Consider the following 8,816-nt stretch of genomic DNA (forward strand, 5'->3'; position numbering starts at 1 on the left):
GAAATAACCTGACCGTTGAGTTTTACCTCTACGCCGGCAGGAATGACGACGGGTGCTTTTGCAACACGAGACATTCTTTCCTCCCGAATTAAGCTACGTAGCAGATAATCTCGCCACCAAGACCAGCTTGGCGAGCTGCACGATCGGTCATAACACCTTTAGAGGTAGAAATAACAGCGATACCCAGACCGGCCATAACTTTTGGCAGTGCATCTTTTTTCTTGTAGATGCGCAGACCTGGACGACTGATACGCTGAATGCTTTCTACCACTGCCTTACCCTGGAAGTACTTCAGTACCAGTTCCAGAACAGGCTTGGTGTCGCCTTCAATTTTGAAATCTTCAATAAAACCTTCTTCCTTCAGCACGTTGGCAATTGCCACTTTCAGCTTGGAGGAAGGCATGGTGACCGCAACTTTGTTCGCGGCTTGACCGTTACGGATACGGGTCAGCATATCCGCGATCGGATCTTGCATGCTCATCTGTCTTTACTCCCGTGATTCAATTGGTAATTACCAGCTAGCCTTTTTCAAGCCTGGTACTTCACCGCGCATAGCGGCTTCACGTAGCTTGATACGGCTCAACCCGAATTTGCCCACATAACCATGTGGACGGCCAGTTTGGCGGCAGCGTTTACGCTGACGAGACGGGCTGGAATCACGCGGCAGAGACTGGAGCTTGAGAACAGCATCCCAACGATCTTCGTCAGAAGAGTTCACACCAGAAATGATAGCTTTCAATTCCTCGCGTTTAGCGCGGTACTTGTCAGCCAGTTTCACGCGAACGACTTCGCGTGCTTTCATTGATTGCTTAGCCATCAGTAACCCTGCCTTACTTGCGGAACGGGAAGTTAAAAGCAGCCAACAGCGCGCGGCCTTCATCATCAGATTTCGCAGAAGTGGTAATGGTAATATCCAAACCACGAACGCGATCGACTTTGTCGTAGTCGATTTCTGGGAAGATGATTTGCTCACGCACACCCATGCTGTAGTTACCACGGCCATCGAATGACTTAGCGGACAAGCCACGGAAGTCACGGATACGTGGTACAGCAATGGAAATCAGACGCTCAAAGAACTCCCACATGCGTTCGCCACGCAGAGTTACTTTACAGCCGATCGGATAGCCCTGGCGGATTTTGAAGCCTGCAACAGATTTGCGTGCTTTGGTGATGAACGGCTTTTGACCGGAGATTGCTGCCAAGTCAGCTGCTGCATTATCCAGCAGTTTCTTGTCAGCGATCGCTTCACCAACACCCATATTCAGGGTGATCTTCTCGACCCGAGGGACTTGCATGACAGAGTTGTAATCAAACTGAGACATCAGTTGTTTGACTACCTCGTCTTTGTAGTAATCATGCAGTTTCGCCATCGTCATACTCCAAATTACTTGATAGTTTCGCTATTTGATTTGAAGAAACGGACTTTTTTGCCGTCTTCGAATCTAAAGCCTACACGGTCAGCCTTACCGGTAGCCGAGTTGAACAGCGCAATGTTGGAAACTTGAATAGCAGCTTCTTTTTCAACAATGCCACCTGGTTGGTTCAGGGCCGGGACCGGCTTCTGATGTTTCTTAACCAGGTTGATACCTTCAACAATGACCTTACCAGCAGACAGGACATTTTTTACTTTACCGCGTTTACCTTTGTCTTTCCCGGTAAGCACGATAACTTCGTCATCACGACGGATTTTCGCTGCCATGGTTCGCTCCTTAGAGTACTTCTGGTGCCAGAGAGATAATTTTCATGAACTTCTCATTACGCAGTTCACGAGTTACCGGCCCAAAAATACGCGTACCGATAGGTTGCTCGCTGTTATTGTTTAAAATAACGCATGCATTACCATCGAAGCGAATGACAGAACCGTCCGGGCGACGTACACCCTTCTTGGTGCGCACCACTACCGCCTTCAGCACATCGCCTTTCTTCACCTTACCGCGAGGAATTGCTTCCTTGATGGTAATTTTGATGACGTCGCCGATGCCTGCGTAGCGACGGTGCGAGCCACCTAGAACCTTGATACACATTACGCGACGTGCACCGGAGTTGTCGGCCACGTTCAGCATAGTCTGTTCTTGGATCATGTTAGTGCTCCGCTAATGTCAACTACAACTTTAGGATCTATTACTAGATCGTTGAAAAGCCCCATAACCGAGGGCGCAGCATTATAACACCGCTTCCAAAGTATGGGTAGAAAAAATAAACGGCTCACTTTCTGAGCCGTTTATTAAGTTAGAGCCAGCTACTCTATTACAGAATCGCTTTCTCTACAACGCGAACCAACGTCCATGACTTAGTCTTGGACAGTGGACGGCATTCGCGGATTTCTACCACGTCGCCGATACCACATTCGTTGTTCTCGTCATGTACGTGCAGCTTAGTCGTACGCTTGATGAATTTCCCGTAGATCGGGTGCTTCACCGTACGTTCGATAGCAACAACCATGGATTTCTCCATTTTGTCACTAACAACACGACCTTGCAGAGTACGGATAATATCAGTCATTTACGCACCCGCCTTTTCAGTCAGTAAAGTCTTAACGCGTGCGACATTACGACGCACTTGTTTCAACAGGTGAGTTTGTTGCAGTTGGCCACTCGCCGCCTGCATGCGTAAGTTGAATTGCTCACGCAGCAGGTTGAGCAGCTCAGTGTTCAGCTCTTCAACACTTTTTTCACGCAGCTCTTGTGCTTTCATTACATCACCGTCTTAGTTACAAAGGTGGTTTTGATCGGCAGTTTAGCTGCTGCCAGCTTGAACGCTTCACGGGCGACTTCTTCTGGAACACCGTCCATTTCGTACAGGACTTTGCCAGGTTGGATCAGGGCAACCCAATATTCCACGTTACCCTTACCTTTACCCATACGCACTTCAAGAGGCTTCTCGGTGATTGGTTTGTCCGGGAAAACACGGATCCAGATCTTACCTTGACGCTTCACTGCACGAGTCATTGCACGACGAGCTGCTTCGATTTGACGAGCAGTCAGACGGCCACGGCCAACAGCTTTCAGACCGAAAGTGCCGAAGCTAACATCCGTACCTTGCGCCAGACCACGGTTGCGGCCCTTGTGCACCTTACGGAATTTTGTACGCTTTGGTTGTAACATCAGCGACTCTCCTTACTTGCGGCCTTTACGCTGCTGCTTTTTAGGTTGAGCAGCCGGTTCCGGTTGTTCAACTGCAGCCATACCACCCAGGATCTCACCTTTGAAGATCCATACCTTAACGCCGATTACACCATAAGTGGTGTGCGCTTCAGATGTGTTGTAATCGATATCCGCACGCAGTGTATGCAACGGAACACGACCTTCACGGTACCATTCGGTACGCGCGATTTCAGCACCGCCAAGACGGCCGCTTACTTCAACTTTGATACCTTTAGCGCCAAGACGCATTGCGTTCTGTACAGCACGCTTCATAGCACGACGGAACATAACGCGACGTTCCAGCTGTGAAGTGATGCTGTCAGCAACCAATTTTGCGTCCAGTTCCGGTTTACGGACTTCGGCGATGTTAATTTGCGCAGGAACGCCAGCGATATCCGCTACGACCTTACGCAGTTTTTCGACATCTTCACCTTTCTTGCCGATAACGATGCCAGGACGAGCGGTGTGAATAGTCACACGGATGCTCTTCGCTGGACGCTCGATAACGATGCGAGAAACGGAAGCTTTCGCCAGTTCTTTAGTCAAGAATTGGCGAACTTTAAAGTCGCTGTCCAGGTTGTCAGCGAATTCTTTGGTATTCGCATACCAAGTAGAGTTCCAAGGTTTGACAATACCCAGGCGAATACCATTAGGATGTACTTTCTGACCCATTGCTAGTCTCCAGAGTCTCAGCGATCGGACACAACCACAGTAATGTGGCTGGTGCGCTTCAGGATGCGATCTGCACGACCTTTTGCACGAGGCATAATGCGCTTCATGCTTGGGCCTTCGTCTACGAAGATTTTCGTGACTTTCAGATCATCGATGTCAGCGCCATCGTTGTGTTCTGCGTTAGCAATGGCAGACTCCAGCACTTTCTTGACCAGACCAGCAGCTTTCTTGTTGGTATAGGCCAGAGTTTCCAGAGCTTGCGACACTTTCTTACCGCGGATCAGGTCTGCAACAAGGCGAACCTTCTGAGCAGAAGAACGAGCGTGGCGATGTTTAGCGATAGTTTCCATCTCTTCCTCCTACCTTAGCGCTTTTTAGCTTTTTTATCAGCCGCATGGCCGCGATAAGTACGAGTCGGCGCGAATTCACCCAGTTTGTGACCGACCATTTCATCGGAAACAAATACTGGTACGTGCTGACGACCATTATGGACAGCGATGGTCAAACCGATCATGTTAGGAAAGATCGTTGAACGACGGGACCAAGTGCGCAAAGGCTTCTTGTCACCGCTTTCCACCGCTTTCTCTACCTTCTTCAGCAAGTGCAGGTCAATAAAAGGACCTTTCTTGAGAGAACGTGGCATGGCTTATCCTCTAATTATTTTTTACTACGGCGACGTACGATGAACTTGTCAGTACGCTTGTTGCTACGGGTCTTCTTACCTTTGGTCTGAACGCCCCACGGAGTTACCGGGTGCTTACCAAAGTTACGACCTTCACCACCACCGTGCGGGTGATCGACTGGGTTCATCGCCGTACCGCGAACGGTAGGACGAACACCACGCCAACGTGCAGCACCTGCTTTACCCAGAACGCGAAGCATATGTTCAGCGTTACCGACTTCACCCAGGGTGGCGCGGCAATCAACTGGAACTTTACGCATTTCGCCTGAGCGCAGACGCAGAGTTACGTAGGAACCATCACGTGCGACGATCTGAACGTAGGCACCAGCAGAACGAGCCAGCTGGCCGCCTTTGCCTGGTTTCATTTCTACGTTATGAACCGTTGAACCTACTGGGATGTTGCGCATAGGCAGGGTGTTACCCGCTTTGATTGCAGCATCAACGCCAGATTGGATCTGGTCACCAGCTTTCAGGCCTTTCGGCGCCAGGATGTAACGGCGTTCGCCGTCTTTGTACAGAACCAACGCGATGTTCGCGGAACGGTTCGGATCGTACTCCAGACGCTCAACCACAGCAGGGATACCATCTTTGTTGCGTTTGAAGTCAACCAGACGATAATGTTGCTTGTGGCCACCACCGATATGACGGGTGGTGATACGGCCATTGTTGTTACGACCACCGCTTTTGCTCAGTTTCTCAAGCAGCGGGGCATAAGGTTTACCCTTGTGCAGCTCAGGGTTAACCACTTTAACAACGTGGCGACGACCCGGAGATGTAGGTTTACATTTAACAATTGCCATTGTTCTTACTCCTCCGACTTACTCTGCGCCGCCGATGAAGTCCAAGTTCTGGCCTTCCTTCAGGGTGACGTAAGCTTTTTTCCAGTCGCTACGACGACCAACACGCTGACCTTGACGCTTCACTTTCCCTTTTACTACCAGGGTGTTAACGTCTTCGACTTCGACTTCAAACAGTTTCTGCACTGCAGCTTTAATTTCTGCTTTGGTCGCGTCTTTGGCAACTTTGAGTACGATGGTGTTGCTTTTTTCCATCGCAGCGGATGCTTTTTCAGATACGTGCGGTGCACGCAGCACTTTCAGCAAACGTTCTTCACGGATCATGCCAGCATCTCCTCAACTTGCTTCACAGCATCAGCAGTCATAACCACTTTGTCGAAGGCGATCAGGCTAACTGGGTCGATACCTGCTACATCGCGCACGTCAACCTTGTACAGGTTACGAGCTGCCAGGAACAGATTCTCATCCAGTTCACCGGTCACGATCAGCACATCTTCCAGGGCCATATCTTTCAGTTTCTGTGCCAGCAGCTTAGTTTTAGGCGCTTCTACAGAGAACTTCTCGACAACGATCAGACGATCTTGACGTACCAGTTCGGACAGGATGCTTTTCAGCGCGCCACGGTACATCTTTTTGTTTACTTTCTGACTGTGGTCTTGTGGCTTCGCAGCGAAGGTTACACCACCAGAACGCCAGATCGGGCTCTTCACAGAACCTGCACGCGCACGGCCTGTACCTTTCTGGCGCCACGGTTTTTTACCGGAACCAGTCACTTCAGCACGGGTCTTCTGAGCACGGGTACCTTGACGGGCACCTGCTGCATAAGCAACAACAACCTGGTGTACCAGCGCTTCGTTGAAATCACGACCGAAGGTAGTTTCGGAAACAGTCAGCGCGCTTTGCGCGTCTTTCAATACTAATTCCATTGCTATCCCCTTACGCCTTCACAGCTGGTTTAACGATCAGGTTGCCACCGGTTGCGCCCGGTACAGCACCCTTAACCAGCAGCAGGTTGCGCTCAGCGTCAACACGTACTACGTCCAGGCTTTGAACGGTTACACGCTCGTCACCCAGGTGGCCAGCCATTTTCTTGCCTTTGAACACTTTGCCCGGAGTCTGGTTCTGACCGATAGAACCCGGAACGCGGTGAGACAAGGAGTTACCGTGGGTTGCATCCTGAGTACGGAAGTTCCAGCGCTTTACAGTGCCAGCAAAACCTTTACCTTTGGAAGTACCGGTAACATCGACTTTTTTAACGTCAGCGAAGATTTCTACGCTGATTTCTTGACCTGCAGCGAACTCTTGACCTTCTTCAAGGCGGAATTCCCACAGACCACGGCCAGCTTCAACGCCAGCTTTAGCGAAATGACCCGCTTCCGGTTTGGTCACACGGTTAGCTTTTTTGCTACCGGTAGTGACCTGAATGGCACGGTATCCGTCGTTGTCCAGGTCTTTAACCTGAGTCACGCGGTTCGCTTCAATTTCAATCACGGTTACTGGGATAGAAACGCCATCTTCAGTGAAGATACGAGTCATGCCCACTTTTTTACCGACTAAACCAATCATTGTTTCAACCTCTCAATCGTCAATGACCTGATTAACCCAGGCTGATCTGCACGTCTACACCGGCAGCCAGATCCAGACGCATCAGAGCATCAACGGTTTTCTCAGTTGGCTCAACGATGTCAACCAGACGCTTGTGAGTGCGGATCTCGTACTGATCACGCGCGTCTTTGTTGACGTGCGGAGAGATCAGAACGGTAAAGCGCTCTTTGCGAGTTGGCAGCGGGATCGGACCACGGACTTGCGCACCAGTGCGCTTGGCAGTCTCGACGATTTCCGCAGTTGATTGATCGATCAGACGATGATCAAACGCTTTCAGGCGGATACGGATTCTTTGGTTCTGCATGAGACCAGAGCTCCAATTATTTATAAACGTAAATAATTACTCCTCACACCCATTTCGATTGATGGGGGAGTGTAATCGTCAACATATAACCCCCATATCGGGAGTATTGTTCGAAGGGCAAAACGTTCTTGCCAATCGACTGATTCGCTAAAATCAGGCTTACCAAGATTAGGTAAGCCCGCGCATTATACGCAAACCAGGCCAGGTTGCAAGCCACGGATGGAAATATGCTCAGAATGAGCGGTATTTAATGAGTATGGCCCCTCACCCCAACCCTCTTCCACAGGGAGAGGGGGCTGTCCAGAGTGCGTGGTTGGCCCGTACAACTTCGGAAAATAGGGAGTAAGAGCAAAGAAGCATGATTTTGCACAGAGCAATCAACGAACTCGATCGGCGCTGTTGGCAAGTGCAGGAGATAATCGGTCGCAGGGGAATGTTGAGGACTGTTATGGCGTTAAAGCCGGTCTGTAATAGCGGATGTAAAGGATGAATGTCGCAGTTAAGTTGTGGCGCGGGCTGTCCCCTCTCCCTGTGGGAGAGGGTTAGGGTGAGGGGCCAGTATTAGTCTTTGCGTTCCAGCACTTGCGCCTGGCAATAGTTTTGGATACCAAGCCGCTCAATCAAGCTCAGCTCAGTCTCCAACCAGTCGATATGCCCTTCCTCATCGGCCAAAATCTCTTTCATCAGATCGCGGCTGACGTAATCATGAATAGAGTCGGCATAGGCGATACCTTCGCGCAGGTTCTTGGCACCGTCCAGCTCCAGGTCCAAATCGGACCTCAGCATCTCTTCGACATCTTCGCCGATATTCAGTTTGCCGAGATCTTGCAGGTTCGGTAATCCTTCAAGGAACAGGATACGCTCGATATAGCGATCGGCATGTTTCATCTCATCGATCGACTCGTGATATTCCTTCTCATTAAGGCGCATCAGGCCCCAATTTTTGAACATACGCGCGTGCAGGAAGTATTGATTGATGGCAACCAGCTCGTTACCGAGCAGCTTGTTGAGGTGAGCAATGATCTTTTTATCGCCTTTCATAGGTAAATCCTCCTGGGCAGTTCTAAAAGTGTAGAAGCTGCGGGCCAAGAGTCAAAAAATAACCCTACTATTTATTAGGCGACTTCGTGCATATGAATCAGGGTTGCCCGTTCCTCCACCATAATTTGCCTTGCCTGACGAATGCATTTACCGCAGTCAGTTCCAATCGGCACCAGCTCACGTAGTTGCTTCATGGTATGGGGATTGTGCTGACGCACCGCCTTACGGATCGCTTTGTCAGACACAGCATTACACAGACATACGTACATAGAGAGACTCACTTCTTAACCAATGCATTAAGTCTAAATAAGAATCGTTTTTATTTCAATTAAGATTGGTAAAAAATTGTATAAAAAAAGGGCACCGAAGTGCCCTCTTTTAGTGCTTATAAATTATTCGCGATTAAGCGATAACTTTAGCAACAACGCCCGCACCTACAGTACGACCGCCTTCACGGATTGCGAAACGCAAGCCTTGATCCATAGCGATTGGGTGGATCAGGGTAACAACCATGTTCACGTTATCGCCTGGCATTACCATCTCAACGCCTTCTGGCAGTTCGATGGTACCGG

The 8,816-nt window shown here is 49.8% G+C and carries 18 protein-coding genes and 2 pseudogenes; all 20 read right to left on the bottom strand.

Annotation, left to right across the window (positions count from 1 at the left end):
* Positions 1 to 74 (bottom strand): annotated as a pseudogene (locus ACLQ7H_RS06890) (50S ribosomal protein L6); the annotation flags it as partial.
* A 14-nt stretch (positions 75 to 88) separates the two neighbouring features.
* Complete coding sequence (rpsH, locus tag ACLQ7H_RS06895; protein WP_021182223.1) at positions 89 to 481, bottom strand: 30S ribosomal protein S8; 393 nt, start codon at positions 479 to 481, stop codon at positions 89 to 91.
* A 30-nt stretch (positions 482 to 511) separates the two neighbouring features.
* Positions 512 to 817, bottom strand: a complete 306-nt coding sequence (gene rpsN / locus ACLQ7H_RS06900; protein ID WP_021182224.1) for a 30S ribosomal protein S14 — start codon at positions 815 to 817, stop codon at positions 512 to 514.
* A gap of 13 nt (positions 818 to 830) precedes the next feature.
* Positions 831 to 1,370: a 50S ribosomal protein L5 gene (gene rplE, locus ACLQ7H_RS06905; RefSeq protein ID WP_021808125.1), complete on the bottom strand. Its 540-nt coding sequence runs from the start codon at positions 1,368 to 1,370 to the stop codon at positions 831 to 833.
* Between the two features lie 14 nt (positions 1,371 to 1,384).
* Complete coding sequence (gene rplX, locus ACLQ7H_RS06910; protein WP_021808126.1) at positions 1,385 to 1,699, bottom strand: 50S ribosomal protein L24; 315 nt, start codon at positions 1,697 to 1,699, stop codon at positions 1,385 to 1,387.
* A 10-nt stretch (positions 1,700 to 1,709) separates the two neighbouring features.
* Positions 1,710 to 2,081 (bottom strand): 50S ribosomal protein L14, encoded by a 372-nt coding sequence (gene rplN / locus ACLQ7H_RS06915; protein ID WP_020837240.1) that lies wholly within the window; start codon positions 2,079 to 2,081, stop codon positions 1,710 to 1,712.
* Between the two features lie 166 nt (positions 2,082 to 2,247).
* The gene (gene rpsQ, locus ACLQ7H_RS06920) at positions 2,248 to 2,502 is read right to left on the bottom strand and encodes a 30S ribosomal protein S17 (RefSeq protein WP_020837241.1); all 255 of its coding nucleotides are present in this window, start codon (positions 2,500 to 2,502) and stop codon (positions 2,248 to 2,250) included.
* On the bottom strand, positions 2,503 to 2,694 hold the full coding sequence (gene rpmC / locus ACLQ7H_RS06925) for a 50S ribosomal protein L29 (protein ID WP_002218942.1): 192 nt from the start codon (positions 2,692 to 2,694) through the stop codon (positions 2,503 to 2,505). It abuts the gene before it with no gap.
* On the bottom strand, positions 2,694 to 3,104 hold the full coding sequence (rplP, locus tag ACLQ7H_RS06930) for a 50S ribosomal protein L16 (protein WP_004929764.1): 411 nt from the start codon (positions 3,102 to 3,104) through the stop codon (positions 2,694 to 2,696). The genes rpmC and rplP overlap by 1 nt, the downstream gene beginning before the upstream one ends.
* Positions 3,105 to 3,116: 12 nt before the next feature.
* Entirely contained in the window at positions 3,117 to 3,815 is a 699-nt protein-coding gene (gene rpsC, locus ACLQ7H_RS06935) for a 30S ribosomal protein S3 (RefSeq protein ID WP_004956187.1), read from the bottom strand.
* Between the two features lie 17 nt (positions 3,816 to 3,832).
* Positions 3,833 to 4,165, bottom strand: a complete 333-nt coding sequence (gene rplV / locus ACLQ7H_RS06940) for a 50S ribosomal protein L22 (protein WP_004391423.1) — start codon at positions 4,163 to 4,165, stop codon at positions 3,833 to 3,835.
* Between the two features lie 14 nt (positions 4,166 to 4,179).
* Positions 4,180 to 4,458: a 30S ribosomal protein S19 gene (gene rpsS, locus ACLQ7H_RS06945; RefSeq protein WP_004929772.1), complete on the bottom strand. Its 279-nt coding sequence runs from the start codon at positions 4,456 to 4,458 to the stop codon at positions 4,180 to 4,182.
* Positions 4,459 to 4,472: 14 nt separating this feature from the next.
* Positions 4,473 to 5,297, bottom strand: a complete 825-nt coding sequence (gene rplB, locus ACLQ7H_RS06950) for a 50S ribosomal protein L2 (protein ID WP_024912205.1) — start codon at positions 5,295 to 5,297, stop codon at positions 4,473 to 4,475.
* A gap of 18 nt (positions 5,298 to 5,315) precedes the next feature.
* Complete coding sequence (gene rplW / locus ACLQ7H_RS06955) at positions 5,316 to 5,618, bottom strand: 50S ribosomal protein L23 (RefSeq protein ID WP_021182229.1); 303 nt, start codon at positions 5,616 to 5,618, stop codon at positions 5,316 to 5,318.
* On the bottom strand, positions 5,615 to 6,220 hold the full coding sequence (rplD, locus tag ACLQ7H_RS06960; protein WP_411752035.1) for a 50S ribosomal protein L4: 606 nt from the start codon (positions 6,218 to 6,220) through the stop codon (positions 5,615 to 5,617). Before rplD ends, rplW begins: the two co-directional genes overlap by 4 nt.
* A gap of 10 nt (positions 6,221 to 6,230) precedes the next feature.
* Positions 6,231 to 6,860: a 50S ribosomal protein L3 gene (gene rplC / locus ACLQ7H_RS06965; protein WP_004956193.1), complete on the bottom strand. Its 630-nt coding sequence runs from the start codon at positions 6,858 to 6,860 to the stop codon at positions 6,231 to 6,233.
* 31 nt (positions 6,861 to 6,891) lie between these two features.
* Positions 6,892 to 7,203, bottom strand: coding sequence for a 30S ribosomal protein S10 (gene rpsJ, locus ACLQ7H_RS06970; RefSeq protein ID WP_001181005.1), 312 nt, complete (start codon positions 7,201 to 7,203; stop codon positions 6,892 to 6,894).
* 561 nt (positions 7,204 to 7,764) lie between these two features.
* Positions 7,765 to 8,244, bottom strand: a complete 480-nt coding sequence (gene bfr / locus ACLQ7H_RS06975) for a bacterioferritin (protein ID WP_411752036.1) — start codon at positions 8,242 to 8,244, stop codon at positions 7,765 to 7,767.
* A 74-nt stretch (positions 8,245 to 8,318) separates the two neighbouring features.
* Positions 8,319 to 8,513: a bacterioferritin-associated ferredoxin gene (gene bfd, locus ACLQ7H_RS06980; protein WP_024485620.1), complete on the bottom strand. Its 195-nt coding sequence runs from the start codon at positions 8,511 to 8,513 to the stop codon at positions 8,319 to 8,321.
* Positions 8,514 to 8,646: 133 nt separating this feature from the next.
* A pseudogene (gene tuf, locus ACLQ7H_RS06985) lies at positions 8,647 to 8,816 on the bottom strand (elongation factor Tu); the annotation flags it as partial.

It is taken from the genome of Serratia sp. (in: enterobacteria) (assembly GCF_046715635.1).
In the GTDB taxonomy this organism is placed as follows: Bacteria; Pseudomonadota; Gammaproteobacteria; order Enterobacterales; family Enterobacteriaceae; genus Chania.

Coding starts and splice junctions, on each gene's coding strand:
- rpsS (WP_004929772.1), bottom strand. CDS start 4,458: ATGCCACGTTCTCTCAAGAAAGGTCCTTTTATTGACCTGCACTTGCTG.
- rplB (WP_024912205.1), bottom strand. CDS start 5,297: ATGGCAATTGTTAAATGTAAACCTACATCTCCGGGTCGTCGCCACGTT.
- rplE (WP_021808125.1), bottom strand. CDS start 1,370: ATGGCGAAACTGCATGATTACTACAAAGACGAGGTAGTCAAACAACTG.
- rpmC (WP_002218942.1), bottom strand. CDS start 2,694: ATGAAAGCACAAGAGCTGCGTGAAAAAAGTGTTGAAGAGCTGAACACT.
- rplX (WP_021808126.1), bottom strand. CDS start 1,699: ATGGCAGCGAAAATCCGTCGTGATGACGAAGTTATCGTGCTTACCGGG.
- rplN (WP_020837240.1), bottom strand. CDS start 2,081: ATGATCCAAGAACAGACTATGCTGAACGTGGCCGACAACTCCGGTGCA.
- rpsC (WP_004956187.1), bottom strand. CDS start 3,815: ATGGGTCAGAAAGTACATCCTAATGGTATTCGCCTGGGTATTGTCAAA.
- rpsQ (WP_020837241.1), bottom strand. CDS start 2,502: ATGACTGATATTATCCGTACTCTGCAAGGTCGTGTTGTTAGTGACAAA.
- bfd (WP_024485620.1), bottom strand. CDS start 8,513: ATGTACGTATGTCTGTGTAATGCTGTGTCTGACAAAGCGATCCGTAAG.
- rplP (WP_004929764.1), bottom strand. CDS start 3,104: ATGTTACAACCAAAGCGTACAAAATTCCGTAAGGTGCACAAGGGCCGC.
- rpsJ (WP_001181005.1), bottom strand. CDS start 7,203: ATGCAGAACCAAAGAATCCGTATCCGCCTGAAAGCGTTTGATCATCGT.
- rplC (WP_004956193.1), bottom strand. CDS start 6,860: ATGATTGGTTTAGTCGGTAAAAAAGTGGGCATGACTCGTATCTTCACT.
- rpsN (WP_021182224.1), bottom strand. CDS start 817: ATGGCTAAGCAATCAATGAAAGCACGCGAAGTCGTTCGCGTGAAACTG.
- rplD (WP_411752035.1), bottom strand. CDS start 6,220: ATGGAATTAGTATTGAAAGACGCGCAAAGCGCGCTGACTGTTTCCGAA.
- bfr (WP_411752036.1), bottom strand. CDS start 8,244: ATGAAAGGCGATAAAAAGATCATTGCTCACCTCAACAAGCTGCTCGGT.
- rpsH (WP_021182223.1), bottom strand. CDS start 481: ATGAGCATGCAAGATCCGATCGCGGATATGCTGACCCGTATCCGTAAC.
- rplV (WP_004391423.1), bottom strand. CDS start 4,165: ATGGAAACTATCGCTAAACATCGCCACGCTCGTTCTTCTGCTCAGAAG.
- rplW (WP_021182229.1), bottom strand. CDS start 5,618: ATGATCCGTGAAGAACGTTTGCTGAAAGTGCTGCGTGCACCGCACGTA.